10 protein-coding genes are annotated in these 14,825 nt (G+C 61.9%); 7 read left to right on the top strand and 3 right to left on the bottom strand.

The window, feature by feature from the left end; genetic code table 11:
- Position 1 precedes the first annotated feature (1 nt).
- From PWJ82_RS04865 to PWJ82_RS04855, 3 genes are all read right to left on the bottom strand, one after another.
- Positions 2–1,411, bottom strand: a complete 1,410-nt coding sequence (locus tag PWJ82_RS04865) for an AI-2E family transporter (protein WP_274735559.1) — start codon at positions 1,409–1,411, stop codon at positions 2–4.
- A gap of 196 nt (positions 1,412–1,607) precedes the next feature.
- Positions 1,608–2,906: an MFS transporter gene (locus PWJ82_RS04860; protein WP_274735558.1), complete on the bottom strand. Its 1,299-nt coding sequence runs from the start codon at positions 2,904–2,906 to the stop codon at positions 1,608–1,610.
- Positions 2,903–4,396 carry a CCA tRNA nucleotidyltransferase gene (locus tag PWJ82_RS04855; protein WP_416341851.1) on the bottom strand — a complete coding sequence of 498 codons (1,494 nt, stop codon included), beginning with the start codon at positions 4,394–4,396 and terminating at the stop codon, positions 2,903–2,905. The genes PWJ82_RS04860 and PWJ82_RS04855 overlap by 4 nt, the downstream gene beginning before the upstream one ends.
- Positions 4,397–4,432: 36 nt before the next feature.
- Here PWJ82_RS04855 and PWJ82_RS04850 point away from each other — a divergent pair, with 36 nt between their 5' ends.
- The 7 genes from PWJ82_RS04850 to PWJ82_RS04820 all read left to right on the top strand — a co-directional run bounded on the left by PWJ82_RS04850 (position 4,433) and on the right by PWJ82_RS04820 (position 14,537).
- Positions 4,433–4,972 carry an NUDIX hydrolase gene (locus PWJ82_RS04850; RefSeq protein WP_081637277.1) on the top strand — a complete coding sequence of 180 codons (540 nt, stop codon included), beginning with the start codon at positions 4,433–4,435 and terminating at the stop codon, positions 4,970–4,972.
- On the top strand, positions 4,969–7,509 hold the full coding sequence (locus PWJ82_RS04845) for a DUF6049 family protein (RefSeq protein ID WP_274735557.1): 2,541 nt from the start codon (positions 4,969–4,971) through the stop codon (positions 7,507–7,509). The genes PWJ82_RS04850 and PWJ82_RS04845 overlap by 4 nt, the downstream gene beginning before the upstream one ends.
- Before the next feature lie 36 nt (positions 7,510–7,545).
- Complete coding sequence (locus PWJ82_RS04840; RefSeq protein ID WP_274735556.1) at positions 7,546–10,080, top strand: hypothetical protein; 2,535 nt, start codon at positions 7,546–7,548, stop codon at positions 10,078–10,080.
- Between the two features lie 137 nt (positions 10,081–10,217).
- Positions 10,218–11,192, top strand: coding sequence for a thioredoxin-disulfide reductase (gene trxB, locus PWJ82_RS04835; RefSeq protein WP_274735555.1), 975 nt, complete (start codon positions 10,218–10,220; stop codon positions 11,190–11,192).
- Between the two features lie 175 nt (positions 11,193–11,367).
- A complete protein-coding gene (locus tag PWJ82_RS04830; protein ID WP_274735554.1) occupies positions 11,368–12,000 on the top strand; it encodes a hypothetical protein in 633 nt (210 codons plus the stop codon).
- Positions 12,001–12,206: 206 nt separating this feature from the next.
- Positions 12,207–13,490, top strand: coding sequence for a PLP-dependent aminotransferase family protein (locus tag PWJ82_RS04825; protein WP_274735552.1), 1,284 nt, complete (start codon positions 12,207–12,209; stop codon positions 13,488–13,490).
- 27 nt (positions 13,491–13,517) lie between these two features.
- Positions 13,518–14,537, top strand: coding sequence for a D-alanine--D-alanine ligase family protein (locus PWJ82_RS04820; protein WP_274735551.1), 1,020 nt, complete (start codon positions 13,518–13,520; stop codon positions 14,535–14,537).
- Positions 14,538–14,825 lie beyond the last annotated feature (288 nt).

Here is a 14,825-nt window from a genome sequence, read left to right as displayed (position 1 = left end):
GCTACCCGCGGATCCCTTTCTTACGACGCCGCGAAATCTTCCGCAGGTCCCGCATCTTGGTTCGCACCTCGGAATCCCGCGAGGTGAAATCACGGTAAATTTCCCGCACCGGTTCATCAAGATCGTAAACGCCGCGATCCGCCCGGGTTTTCGCATTCGATTCGGGCACGAGGAAAGCCTCCACCCAGCGCGAACGCGACGAAGAATCCACGAAAATTGCCTTGATAAACAGGGTGAGCGGAACAGCAAGAATAGTTCCTAGCGGCCCGAGCACCACCGCCCAGAACAGCAGCGACAGGAAAGTGACGGTAGTGGATAGTCCCACCGCATCCCCCACGATCTTCGGCTGCAGCACGCCCTGAATCGTGACATTGAGGAAGGTGAAAATCACCAGAATCCACAGCGCGGTGGCCGGCCCGCTATCCACCAGCCCCATGAGCGCCGGCGGGATCACACCGAGGATGAAACCAATATTCGGAATGTAATTCGTAACAAAGGTCCACAGCGCCCAGGCCAGTGCCAACGGAATCCCCAACCACATCATGACGAAATAATTGAGGGTGGAGACCAGCAACCCGAAGAGGGTGGCCACCAGCCAGTATTGGCGCACCCGCCCTTCGAAGGAGGCCAGCGCGCGATACAGGTCCGGATCGTGATCGCGCACGATATGGGCGCGCGCCGGCACGGACAGCGTGTCGATGGTGATGAAGAAAATTGCGAGCGCCAGCACGAACATGAGGCTCCCCACGCTCATGAGCGCCCCGGATGCCTGGCTGAGCAGCGAAATAATTGTGTCCATATTGAGCACGTCGCCCAGGCGCTGGCTGAGCTGATCGGTGCTGAGCCCCAAGCTGTCCAGCCAGGTCATGGTGTCCTGGAAGAGCTTGGTGAATTTATCTTCGTAGCTCATGAGGGTGCGCGGCAGTCCGGCCAGGGACCACGCCGTCAAACCCACCACCGCGAGGAGCACCACCACAATAATGGAGACGGTCAGCGTTCCGGACAGCCAGCGCGGCACATGATGGCGCAGCAGCAGGCGGTGCACCGGGCGCACCGTCAGCACCAGGGTGAGGGCCAGGAACACCGGCCCCACAAAATCGTGAATGAGGTAGAGGCCCACGCAGACGATGGTGAGGAGCGCCGCCGCGTGCAGCAGCTTCACCCCGAAATCCCCGCCGCTACTCGAATCCGCGCCGCGGCTGGCCTCCGAGTTCCCGGAACCGCTTTGTTCACCGCCGCCGGAATTCTCCGCATCGCTTACCTTTCCCAAGGCCGACGCCGCTGCCCCTCCCGCGCTCTCCTCACCGCCACTATCGCTACCCGCCCGGGAGCCAGCAACCTGGGTGGGCAGGGTGTTAATAGCCTGAGCGATACGATCACGTGGAATATCACCTGGTCGAGTGGCGGCCATAGGATCCTCCGTCCTGGTGGGAGTCCCGGTGGCGGATGCGCGCCGGGTCATTTACTTCTTATCTTGCCAGTTTTCCACACCCCGCACGGAGGTCCCACGCCCCGCAGGAAAGTACCGCGCGGGCCGCGGTGGCGGCGTCGTACCGAAAATGTGGCGCCCAGGGTGGAACCGCCGCGGTGCAGCAGAACCGCTCCGGCTAGAGCGTGACCGGGGTGGGCCGCCCGCCGCTGGAACGCACGAAAAGCGCATAAGCTCCCGCCACGCACCACACCATGACGATGAGGGCGAGCTGCACCCCGCGCGACCACCCGATGGTCGGCAATACAAGGATCGCCACCCCGGCCGCGATGCATTCCGAAATATTGAAAAGCACATCGTAAATGGAGAAAGCGCGGCCGCGGAAAGTATCCGCGGTATCGGATTGCACGATGGTATCGACGGCGATTTTGGCGCCCTGCACCCCGATCCCGAAAATAAACAGCCCGACCATCACCCAGGTCAGGTTCGTAGTCGCCGCGATGATCGCCTGCCCGGCGGTGCCGCCCACCAAGGCGCACACCACCCACCAACTCGGGCTCATGCGTTCGTGGGCGAGGGGCGTGAGGATAATCGACACCCCGTGCCCCAGCACCATCATGCCCAGCAGCATCCCGAAATAGGCGATGCCGGCATCGGCATTGGCCGGGTCGGCGTAGAGATTACGGCCGGCCAGCACAATGGTGATGAACTGCATTCCGTAAACGAAACGGTGCAGGGACATGGTGGTGAGGGCCGCGGCCGGGGTGCGCCGGGCAATAAGGTAGCGCAGCGCCGCCACGAGGTCGCGGGCCGCCTGCGCGAGCGCCGTGCCGAAAGAACCGCGCGGGCGGGTGTGCGGACCCAGCTCATCGCGCCCCAGCAGACTCGCTACCCCGGATCCGCCCAGGTAGAGCACCAGTGCGCACACCAGCGCCCCCACTTTTTGCATCGCTTCCCCGGGTAGCGCCAAACGCAGGAAGAACGCCAGAATCGCGCCCAGCGCGGTAGAGGCACCCCCGAGGGTCGGCACCAGGGAATTCGCCACGAGGAGCCGCTCGCGCGATTCCACCACGTTCGGCAGCCCCGCGCTCATGCACGCGAGGAGAATCCGGTTGAGCCCGAGGGTGACGAGAGCCAGCACATAGGTGAGCCACACGATATTGGCCAGGGTGGTCACCACTAGCGCCACCGTGAGCCCAGCCCGGATCTGGTTGCCGTACACCAGGATCTGGCGGCGGCGCCACCGATCAATAAAAGGACCGGTAAAAGGCCCCACCAGGGAGAAGGGCAGCAGCAGCACCACGAGGGACAGTGCCACCCCGTGCACATCCGCGCTCGCGGCCGGGTTGAAGAAGAAAAGCGAGGCCAGGCCGATTTGGAACATGCCGTCCCCGCATTGGGTCACGAGCCGGACTGAGAGCAGCTTGAGGAAGCCCCGCGAGCGGGCCAGGGAGCGCAGATCGCCAACGAGTTTCACTGGGCGTCCCACCATTCCAGCAGGCGCTTTTCGGCTTCTTCCACACCCAGCGGGCCTTCGTCCAGGCGCAGGGAGAGCAGGTACTGGCGGGCTTTACCCACCTGCGGGCCGGGCTCAAGGCCGAGCAGCTCCATAATGCGGGTACCGTCAATATCGGGGCGCACCGCCTCGAGTTCCTCGCGTTCACGCAGCTCAATAATGCGGCGTTCCAGTTCGTCATTCGCGGCGTGCAGCCGCGCCACCCGGCGCCGGTTCTGGGAGGTGATATCGGCGCGGATGAGGCGCAGCAGGCGCGGGAGGAGCTCCCCGGCATCGCGCACGAAACGCCGCACCGCGCTATCGGTCCAGTCGTGTTCGCCAAATCCGAAAGCCCGCAGGTGCAGCTCGACTAGCCGCGCCACGCTTTTCGTCGTCGTTTTATCAAAACGCAGTTCACGCATGCGCGCGCGCGTCATTTTCGCGCCCACCACATCGTGGTGGCGGAACGTGACCGAACCGTCGCTTTCGAAACGGCGGGTGGCCGGCTTGCCGATATCGTGGAAAAGCGCGGCCAGGCGCAAAATGAGATCCGGCCCGGGCACCTCCTCATCTTCCAGGGCGATCGCGTTATCCACCACCTGGAGGGTGTGCTGGTACACGTCCTTGTGGCGATGCTGGGCGTCCACGGTATCGGTGAGCGCCGCGATTTCGGGCAGCACGCGCTCGGCCACCCCGGTGTGTACGAGGAGCTCAATACCCCGGCGCGGGGCGGGCGCGGTCATGAGGCGTTCCAGTTCGGCGCGGATGCGTTCCTGGGAGACAATCTCGAGGCGCTCGGCGTAATCTTCCATCGCCCGCATAACATCCGGGGCCACATCGAAACGCAGCTGCGCGGCGAAACGCGCGGCCCGCATGATCCGCAGCGGATCATCATCGAAGGACTGCGCGGCGGTCACGGGCGTGCGCAGCTGCCCGGCGAGGAGGTCATCCACCCCGCCGCACGGATCCACCAGTTCCAGGCTGGGCAGCCGCACCGCCATCGCATTGACGGTGAAATCGCGCCGGGTGAGGTCACCTTCGAGGTTGTCACCGAAATCCACATCGGGTTTGCGCGAACCGATGGTGTACGTATCGGAGCGGTACGTTGTTACTTCGACGACGACGTCACCGCGCCGCGCCCCCACCGTGCCAAATTCACGCCCGATATCCCAGGTGGTTCCCCAGTGGGCCAGGAGTTTTTCGGTGGTTTCCGGGCGCGCCGAGGTAGTCAAATCAAAGTCGTGAATGGGGGCACCGAGGAAAGCATCACGAACCGGGCCGCCCACGAGGGCCAATTCTTCGCCGTGATCTGAGAAGATAGAAGCTAGTTGCAAGATGTCGTCCGGGAGATTCGCCAGGGCGCGCTGGCCTGCCAGGAGCAGGAGAGCGCGGCGCTGGCCCGGAGGCATATCGTCCGTTGTTGGAGTCTTCGGAGTCTGTTGAGAAGTGGTCACCCTTAAAGGTTGCCACATCTGGGGGCTCTGACCGTTAGTTGTAGTGTTAGAGGTATGTCGAAGTCAGCACCGTTGCCCTCCAAGTTCGGGGGCCGTAGATCCTGGAGGCGCGCCGCTGCCGTGCACCAGGCCTCTGCGCGGCGCCATTCACTTCCGGTGGTGAACGAAACGAGTGCGGGGGGAATCGTGATCGGGGTGCGCGGCGGGAAGGCCTATGTGGCCGTTATCGCGCGGCGCAACCGTGGCGGGCGGCTGGAGTGGTGCCTCCCCAAGGGGCACCTGGAAGGTAATGAAACGCCCGAAGAAGCGGCCGTGCGGGAAATTGCGGAGGAAACCGGGATTACCGGGCGGGTGCTTATGCATTTAGCCACCATTGATTACTGGTTCTCCGGCACTAACCACCGCGTCCATAAAGTTGTCCACCACTTTTTATTGGAGGGGATCACCGGGCATATCACCGTTGATAACGATCCGGATCACGAAGCCGAAAAGGCCGAGTGGGTGCGCCTTGATCGGGTGGCATCCCGGCTCGCCTACCCCAATGAACGCCGTATCGTGGCCTCGGCCCGCGCGATTCTCGCGGGGGAGGAATGATGTGGCGGGGTGCTCTTGCCGGGGCCGTGGCGGCCTGGGTGCCGCTAAGCGCTTGGGTGCCGCTAGGCGCGCAAGCCCTGCCCGCGCAGGTTCTACCCGCGCGCCCGGCGGCCGCCCCCAGCGTGGACATCGTGGACGTGGGCGCCCCGGTTCTCGGTAAGGACGCCACCCTCACCCTCACCGCCACCGTGACGAATTCCACCACGGAAACCCGCCACCTCAATTCGGTCTCGCTCTATATCCAGCGCTATGTGCCGTCCTCGCGCAGCGCGGTGCTGAGCTTCATGCGCGCGGAGCCCGCCGGCTTGGCCCTCTACGACACCCTCACCCCCGATGCGGATCTTGCACCCGGAACCTCCACCCGCGTCACCTTTTCGGTTCCGCGGGAGCGGATTCCCGCCGAGTGGGGACCGCGCGGGGTCCAGGTCAGTGCCGTGGTGGATGGGGAAACGGCAACGGACCGTAGTTTTATTGTCACCGCTCCCGGCGACGACGCCGCGCCTGCCCCCATCAGTGCAATTGTGCCGGTCACGCGCTCCCTGAGCGATGTGAGCAGCACCCCGGCCCTCGAGGAGCAGGTCTACACCAGCCTGACCGCACCCGCGCCCGGGGCCAGCCCGCAGCCGCAGGCCACACCACCGGCACCCTCAGCTCCGGCCGGAACGGCCACTCCTTCGCCCACCACACCTTCCGCCACCTCGGGAAGCCTCGCCGTGCCGAGCCTCACCTCAACGTCCGACCCGGCCGCGAGCGCAGCGCCATCCGCGCCGGCAGCATCCCAGGGGGCGAGTGCCCCAGCTGCGCCGTCGGCCCCAAGCACCGCACCTAGTTCTTCACCAACGGCTTCGGCTCCAAGTTCCGCATCGGAGGCCGAGCGGCTACCCCATCGCTTGAGCACCCTGGAATATTTTGCCCACCCTGGTGTGAGTGCCGCCGTCGATCCGCTTCTTATCGGGGGCGATCCGGAGCGGGCCGCGCTGCGCAATTTTGAATCTGCGGCCGGGACCAGCGTGTTCTTCGGTTTGGGCGCGGACGTGGATGCCGCGGCGCTCACCCATGCCGGGCGTGCGGATAAGCTCGCCCTGGCACGGCAAGACGCGGTGCAGGCGGCGCAGGCATCCGGCTTCGCGGCGCGTTCGGATATTGCGGTAACGGCGCTGGGCGTGGACCGGGCCACCGCACGGGCGTTGCGCGATGCGGGAGTCGCGGCGCTCATCACCACCGATGTGGATGCGACGCACGCCTCCTGGCTCAGCCCGAGCGGGCGGATGAATATTCCGCTCGACGCGGAGGGAAATAAAACGTGTTCTTTGCGTGAAGCTCACGGTGCCGGCGCAGAAGGCGCGGGCCTTGCGGATGCGGATTCCGGAACCGCCACAAACGAAGCGGCGGATTCGGGTGAAATTGCAACGGGTCCGGATGAGGCCGCAGCACTGCGTGCGGACGGCGTGCTCTCTGCCCTGGTGCAGGGATATCTACCCAGCTCAGACGAGGCAAATGTACTAGCCTCCGGAGGTGGGGAAGGTTTGCCGGAAGCCGCCGGGAGCCGCCTCTCCGCCATTGATGCCCGCCAAACGGCCCTCGCGCTCTCGGCAGCTACCTACCGGGAGCTACCCGCCGCACCGCGCGCCCAGGTGGTGCTGGTGGACCGGCCGGAAAGCGGGGCGCTGGCCCGGGCCGGTGCTTTGCCGGATCGCGATATCGGGGCCGCGCTCGGGGCGCTCACAAGCGCACCGTGGCTGGCGCCCACCGCGGCCGGTGATCTTCTTGAGAAACCGGCGGCCGGGTGCGCCCAGCTTCCCGAAGAACGCGTGCTGCCCGGGGAGATTTCCGCGGCGCAGCTGGCCCGGGGTGATGCGCACGTCACCACAATTTCCACCACGGCCTCTCTGACTCCGAGGCCCGCAGATATCACCGGGCCGGTCACGCATCACGCCGCGCAACTGGCAGGGGTGGCGCTCCGCGATCACCACGAGCAACGCGAGGAACTCGCCACGCAGCTCAAGCAGCTGGCCGAGGAGATGTCCGGTGCCGTCACGGTCCAGCCCTCCTCCACGATCAATATCATTTCGGAAAGTGCGGATCTGCCCGTGCACGTGCATAATTCCCTTCCCGTTCCGGTGGGCGCGGTGGTGGAATTGCGTGCCGAAGATTTCCGCATCGTGCCTTCCGATCCCGTTGCGGCAACGATTCCGCCCGCTGCCTCGGTGACGGTAGCGGTGCCGGTGCAGGCTTCCGGCTCGGGGAATGTCACGGTGACGGCCGCGGTGACCGATCCGGTGGGTACGCCGATCGGTGCGGTGCAGGATATTAATGTGCGGGTGCGCGCCGGGTGGGAAACCACGGGGACGTATATTATTGGCGCGCTGCTCGCGGTGCTCCTGCTCGGTGGGATCGCGCGCAGTCTGCGCAGCGGGCGGCGTTCGGGCGGCGTCGACCCTGAAAAACATCTCCACAATTTACGTGAGGCTAGCGCGGCGGAAGAAGCCGGGCCGCGCGCCGTCGATAAACTGCGCGAGGAACACGAAATACCATAGGAGTAATGTGGCCGCGAGGCACGGCAAGGAGGAACTGTGAGCGCCATCGGAACCAGGGGCATGACTCTCGCCGGTCGCTACCGCCTGGAGAATTTGTACGAAGAGCAACTTGATATTGCGGGTACCGAGCAGTGGTACGCCGTGGATGATGCGCTTGGCACCGCGGTGCGGGTGCTGCTCATCGGGGATATTCCCACGCGCGCGGATGCGCTGGACGCGGCGCGGCGCACCGGGCTGCTCGACGACGCGCATATTGTGCGCACGCTTTCCGTCGGCGAAAATTTCGTGGTGAGCGAGATCCCGCTGGGCACCTCGCTCACCGGCTATGTGCACGGGGAGGGTTTCGCGCCCGAGCAAGCCAAGGCCGTGGTGTGTGAACTCGCCGCGATCCTCACCCAGGTATCCGGGCGCGGTATGCGGCATTTGCGCATCACGCCTTCGCGGGTGCGGGTGGGCGATGCCGGGGATGTGTACCTGGACGGCATCGGTATTGACGCTGCTCTGGCCGGTGCGCGCACGGATGAATACGATCCGGCCAGTCTCAATAACGCCGAGGCCGCGGACCTGGTGCTTTTCTTGGCGACCTTGCTCGAAGGCGCGCAGGCGGATGAAACTACGCTCGAGGCCCTGGCGCGCGATGATTCCCTCCCTGATGATATTCGCGAAGTGTTCCGGCGCACCCTCTCCCCCGAACGCCTGCTTTCCCCAGGGGAAGTACTGCGCAGCCTCGTCCCCTTCAATCGGCCTGACCTGCGTGAATTCCCCACTCCGGTGCTGGTGGCGCCGCAGCTTCCCGGCGGCGGGGATTCCCGTTTCGGTTTCGACCCGCTGGGCGGGCACGTACGCGGGGGCGCTATTGGCCGCGTCACCTTGGGTTCCAGTCACGTTTCCTTCGGCGCCGCTGATTCTGAGCACGACGCCGCCGCAGCTGCCACCGATGCATCCGGCGCGGCGGGGGACTTTGGCGAGGCAGCTGATCTTCCTGAAACGGGCGAACGCTCCGCTGATACTGGCGAGATATCCGATGATCCTGGCGAACCGGCCGAAACCGGCGAACCGTCCGAAGCTCATGAGACTCCCGTTGCTCCCTCCGCCGCATCGGCCTCCTCCGCTATTGGATCCCAGGAATTGGATCCCGAAGGTGTGTCCGGGGCGAATTTCGAGGGCGACGTTGATACCGAATTAGGTATTACCGCAGCTCCGGAGGTGGAGCTCCACCCGCAGTGGGTCTCCCCGGAGGAATTCCGCGATGAAGAAACCGAGGTAAACACTGCTTACCCCGATCGGGGAGAAACGAATACTGAGGAAACTCCCGCAGTCCACATTGATAGCCACAGTGCTAACAATGTCGCTGGCGGCGACGTCGCCCAGGATCCCGCAACACCGCGATTCCAGCCGCATTTCCCCTCGTTACGCGAAGCGGAACGTGAGCTGGAAGAATACGAACGCGAGGCTGCGGAACAGGAAGCTGCCGAACGTGCCCGTGCTGAGCGCGATGCCACCCAATATGAAAGCGCAGAGGGTGAAGCCACTGCTCAGGAACATGATCGCGATACCGCACCCACGGTTGCCTTAAACAGTGTTCACAGTGCGGCGAGCCCGCAGCGTCGTTCCATTATGAACGTTGGAGATGACGAGGAAAGCGGGTCATCCCGGGGAAGTGATACGTCCCCGAGAAGTGCAGCGGCAACTACATCCGCAGCCACGGTCGCGCCCGCCGCAATCACCCGGCCACCATCCGCTACCTCTCATCACTCTGCCCCGGCCGCGCCCCGTATTCACCCGATTTCCGAGGTCGCGCGCGCGAGCGGAGCGCCGGCAAAAGTTGCCGCCCGCACCCGCGGAGATCGCAAGCCGGCCACCCGGCCACCCGCTCCTTCGCGGCCGATTATCACCGACGAGGAAAATGGGCGGGATCTCGGATCGCGTATCTTCGACTCCTCCAAGCTCATCGTTGCGGGCGCTATTGCCCTGGTCGCAGTGGCTTTGTACTTTGCTGTGACCACTTTCTTCCGGCCCACGGACGTGTCCACCCGGCCGCCGGTTATTTCTGCCGCGCCCACGGCTTCGGCCAATCCGCAGGCTTCGGAAGGTCAGGGTGCCCAGCCGAGTGCGAGCGCCACGCCCAGCTCCACAACGCCGCAGATTGTTTCAGCGAATCTTCTTAACCCGCAGAAGAGTGAAGCTGACGAAGACTACCCGCAGACGCTTCCACTCGCCATCGATAAGAATCCGGCGACGGAATGGGCCAGCTGGGAATACCTGCGAAATCCAAAATTCGGCTTGCTCAAAGAGGGGATGGGGATAGAGCTGCGGCTGGCGAAGCCGTCCACCGTCAAGGAAGTTACTTTGCAGTTGAGTGGCCAGGGTGGACATGTGCAGTGGCGTGATACCACCGCGGATCAGCCCAACGGCGGCACCGTTGTGTACGAAGGCCCCATGAGCGCGAAAACAACGCTTACTGCACCGACGCCGGTAAACAGTGATCACGTGGTGCTGTGGTTCACGGAGCTGCCCAAGAACGCAGCGGGGCAGTTCAAGCTGCAGATTTCCGAAATCGGCGTGAAGTAAGCGGTGTTTACAGTCGGTGTTTACAACCGGCTGGGAATAGCTGCACATCCCAGGACGTTGTACCCAATGATGTGCCCGATGGGGAGCGGTGTGCTCGCGCAACGCGGCACACTCACTCGTAAAAACACAGGAGAAATATGACCGAGAGCGATATTCGTGACGTCATCATCGTCGGATCCGGACCGGCGGGCTGGACCGCTGCGCTGTACACCGCACGCGCGGGTCTCAAGCCGCTGGTAATCGGCGGTGCCATTGATGCCGGCGGCGCACTTATGACCACCACCGAGGTGGAAAACTACCCGGGCTTCCCGGATGGAATCTTCGGCCCGGACCTTATGGCTAATATGCAGCAGCAGGCCGAAAAATTCGGTGCCGAAATGGAGTACGACGACGCCCTCTCCATGGACCTGAGCGGCGATGTCAAAATCGTGCGCACTGAGGAATCCGAATTCCGGGCCCGTACGGTTATCCTGGCCCTCGGATCGGCCTATAAGAAGCTCGGTCTGGATGGCGAGACCATGTTCGCTTCCCGCGGGGTTTCCTACTGCGCCACCTGTGATGGCTTCTTCTTCAAAGACCAGGAGATTGCCGTGGTGGGCGGCGGGGATAGCGCCGTGACGGATGCTCTCTTCCTTACCCGTTTCGCTACCAAGGTGCATGTGATCCACCGGCGCGACGAGCTGCGCGCCTCGAAGATTATGGCGGACCGCCTCCTGGCCAACCCCAAGATCGTGATGCACTGGAATAGTGAAGTCACGGATATTCGCGGGGAAGACGGCGGATCCATGAACGCTATTACTCTCCACAACAACGTGACCGGAGAAGATTCGAATCTCGATGTGACCGGCCTTTTCGTGGCCATCGGTCATCTTCCACGTACGAAAATTCTCGATGGGCAACTTAAATTGGACGACGACGGCTATATCGTCGTGAACCACCCGCACACCGAAACCTCGGTTCCCGGAGTTTTCGCCTGCGGGGATGTCGTGGATCGGTACTACCGCCAGGCTATTTCCGCAGCTGGCACCGGGTGCCGGGCGGCTCTCGATGCGGAACGCTACCTCGAGAACCTTGCGGCCCCGCAGGCTGCCGCAGCTGGTGGCGCGGCGTAACTCTTGTGATGGGAGCACTACGGGACTCCCGTGGTGAGAATTCCGCGTAATCTAGGGCGGGTACCGCTCATTTTATTATTTCGAACCGGCGAGGTAGATTTCTGATCTGCCTCGCCGGTTCACGTTTAGGATGGTGGAGCTAGGGTTTCTACCCGCTAGGCCGGAAGGACGCACCATGCCCAGGTATCGACCTGAAGTTCCTACTTTGCTGCTCTATACGGCTTCGTGGGTTCCCTATGATCGGCCAATGCGCGTGATTTTCGAGGAGAGCGTCGTCGACCTTCATCGTTTAATGCCGGACGTAAGCTTCGACGCGTGGTGCGTCAACCTCGATGTTCTTACCCAGCCACCCGTGGGCCCGCGGCGCGGTTACGAAACCACCGCTGCTGCTGGAGCGGACGCTGTGACTCAGCATATTCTGCCCGGTGGCGCTCCGGAGCATCAGATCGATTTTTCGGAGCTCTCCGCGGAAGTAACCCGCGCAATTCAGCATGCTCTGGGTTATGGCGGTATTGATCCCGCGGAAGGTGGGCCTGTGAGTGGTTGCCCCGCGGATAGTGACCCTACGGATAGTGACCCCGCGAATGCCGGTTCCGCCGATACTCGCGCGACGAATCCGTGGGACGACATCGCTGCTTTTATTCTGCGGCTCGAGTGGCTGCCAACCTTGCTTCTTGTGCACCAGGGCAGGGAATATGCACGGTTTGCGGGGTTGGTTCCTAAACTTGAGATCCGCGCTGAAATTCTGACGCAACTCTCAAGCCTCGGGAGACTCGCGGAACTCCCGAAACTTGCGGCATCCGAATAAACGCATTGCTGACAGGCACCTTTCTTTGCGGGTACGCTACTGCCCCATAGGGCTCGTACGCCCGGACTGCGGTAGCTCCGCGGTAATCCCGCGATGATGCCGCAATGGTCTCGCGAGTGAGTGATCCGTGAAGCACACCAGCGGACATTGTTTTATCGCGGCCGCGAGCGTGGCACACTTAGTGTGTTAAAAGAGAAGGAGAACGTATGGGCGAGCAGCACGCCGGTCCCGGATTTACCAGACTTGATCCATGGTACAATGTCTATGCTGATCGAGCTTTAGGAATGAAGCAATCTGAGGTTCGTCAGCTTTTCGCGGTTGCAAATCGCCCCGAAGTTGTGTCTCTTGCAGGGGGAATGCCTAATATCAGCGGGCTACCTTTAGACTTTCTCGCGGAAATGACTGCACGGCTCATCCGTAATAACGGGGCTAAAATGCTACAGTACGGCGGTGGCCAGGGCACCGAAGAGCTCCGCGAAATGATCGTGGAGGTTATGCGGCCCGAGGGTATTCGCGCCCACCCGGACGACATCAATATTACGACCGGCAGCCAGCAGGCCCTCGATCTTGTTTCCCAAATCTTCATTAACCCGGGCGATGTTGTTATTGCCGAAGCGCCTTCCTATGTTGGGGCCTTGGGAACTTTCCGTGCGTACCAAGCCCATGTAGTGCACGTAGAAATGGATGCCAATGGCCTAATTCCGGAGCAGCTTGAGGAAACCATCAAGGATCTGGAGGCCGTTGGGAAGCCGATCAAGTTCCTGTACACCATCCCGAATTTCCACAACCCTGCCGGTGTAAGCCAATCCGAGGAACGCCGCCAGCGCATTGCCGAAATCTGCGATAAGCACCATGTTCTTATCGTGGAAGATAATCCCTACGGTCTGCTTGGCTTTGACGGTGACCCCATTCCTGCCATCCAAACCTTCAACCCGGATGGTGTTGTATACCTGGGATCTTTCTCCAAGACCTTCGCACCGGGGTTCCGGGTGGGCTGGGCGCTGGCACCGGCTGCGCTGAGTGCGCGTCTTACCCTCGCCGCGGAAAATGCGATCCTGTGCCCGACCACTTTTGGTCAGCTCGCTATCGCGGAGTATCTGCGTACCTATGATTGGTACCAGCAGGTCAAGGAATACCGCGGTATGTACGCCGAGCGGGGCCAGGCCATGCAGGCTGCGCTCGAGAAATACATGCCCATGTGTACCTGGAATAAGCCACGCGGTGGCTTCTATACCTGGGTAAAATTACCCGGCGGACTGAACGCGCATGAAATGCTGCCCCGCGCGGTGAAGAACCTCGTAGCGTACGTTTCCGGCACTGCCTTCTTCGCCGACGGCCAGGGTAATGACCATATGCGCCTGTCTTTCTGCTACCCCACCCCGGAACGCATTACCGAGGGCGTGCGCAGGCTCGGTGAAGTTATTAGCCAAGAAAATGATCTAGTCCAAATGTTCGGCGTGGATGATTCCTCGCCACAGGCAACGAAGTAATTCGATTGCTATCGGTTCTCATCACTGATGAGTAGAGTGAAGTCCGGAGGGAAAATGGACAATATTCTGACCGTTGCTATTCTTGCCGGTGGTCTCACGCACGAACGCGATGTATCGCTGAGTTCGGGGCGTCGGGTCGCCACGCTCCTGCGGGAAGCGGGCGCGCAGGTCAAGGTTCTCGATGTTGATGCAACCTTGCTCCAGCGCCTCAACTCCATGAATCCTACGGTGGTCTGGCCACTGGTGCACGGCGCAACCGGAGAAGACGGAGCTCTTCAAGATCTGCTTTCTCTCAGTGGGTACCGTTTCTTAGGATCGACGGCGAACGCCGCTCGCATCGCCTCTAATAAAACAGTTGCTCAATCGCTTTTGCGCCACGCCGGGCTTGCTGTTCCCTGGTCGGTTAGCTTCCCGGAAGCTCTTTTCCGAGAAGTCGGAGTCGCGCCTATTCTTGATCTTCTCGGGGAACGCTATGAGTTCCCGCTGGTGGTGAAGCCGAATTTGGGCGGATCAGCGCTGGGAGTAACTATCGTTGATAAGCCGGGGGACCTCCCCCGGGCAATGGTCGATTGCTTCGCTTACGGGGAAGAAGCGCATGTCGAAACCTTTATCGACGGAACTGAGGTTTCTGTTTCGGTTATTGATGGAGCCGATGGACCTATCGCGCTTCCTCCGGTCGAAATTGAAACCGATGGGCCGTATGATTACGACGCACGCTACTTCGCCGGTCGTGCTAAGTACTATGTACCGGCTCGTCTTTCTGATGAGGAAAAGACTCGAGTTACAGAGGCAGCACTCACAGCACATACCACCCTCCGACTTCGCGATGTGTCCCGAATCGACCTGATCCTGAAAGATGGTACTCCGTATGTCATCGATGTTAATATTGCACCGGGAATGACGGAGACGTCGCTACTTCCCCAAGCGGTCGAAGCATATGCAAGGGAAAATGGGACCAGCCCCGAATTGCTTTACCTGCAAATCCTGCACCGCGCAGCGGATCGAGATGTCAGCGAACCGGAGGATCTCCCTGATATGGCGAAGTAGCGCGCATAGTAACTTCAGGAGAATCCCCAAGCAGCGGGCAATGTTTCACGTGAAACATTGCCCGCTCTTTGTTTCTTAGAGCAAGAAGATTCCTAGACCAAGGCTCGTACGCGCCTAAATTTCGGTTTCAGTAAACGGTCAAACCATACACAGCTGGACTACTTTCCAACCGTCGAAGGTCAAGTCCTGGTTAGTGGTGTATCTGTGTTCTCGAATCATGATTGTCATTGTCTGGTTTCGATACTAATAAGGACTGGATATCAGACACAGGTCAAGCAATAATTTCCT

Origin of the sequence: Actinotignum schaalii (genome assembly GCF_028864145.1) — a bacterium.
In the GTDB taxonomy this organism is placed as follows: Bacteria; Actinomycetota; Actinomycetes; order Actinomycetales; family Actinomycetaceae; genus Actinotignum; species Actinotignum schaalii_B.
Note: the sequence above shows the minus strand (reverse complement) of the source record. Positions and strands in the feature narration are given on the sequence as shown.